1 tRNA gene is annotated in these 320 nt (G+C 40.0%); it reads left to right on the forward strand.

Annotated elements, in window-relative coordinates:
• Window positions 1–34 precede the first annotated feature (34 nt).
• Window positions 35–111: transfer RNA gene (locus ACYAS9_RS26370), tRNA-Ile, on the forward strand.
• Window positions 112–320: the final 209 nt, after the last annotated feature.

Here is a 320-nt window from a genome sequence, read left to right on the forward strand (position 1 = left end):
GATTCATTGAAGAAGACGATAGCAGCCTGTATTTAGGTCTGTAGCTCAGTTGGTTAGAGCGCACCCCTGATAAGGGTGAGGTCGGCAGTTCAAATCTGCCCAGACCTACCAATTACATATTCATCAATGTAGTGGTTCAGGTGCAACGCTGTTCGAAAGCTTAGAAATGAATATTCTGAAAAGAATATTGATTTCTAATCTTTGATTAGATCGTTCTTTAAAAATTCGGATTGTGATAAAAATTTAGACTGTGCACCACTTTCACTGGTGGGGTGCAGGCTAAGGCAAAATGAAAGTTTGTTTTAACAAGCTTTCGGCGA

The organism is Pseudomonas sp. HP_08 (genome assembly GCF_055284095.1).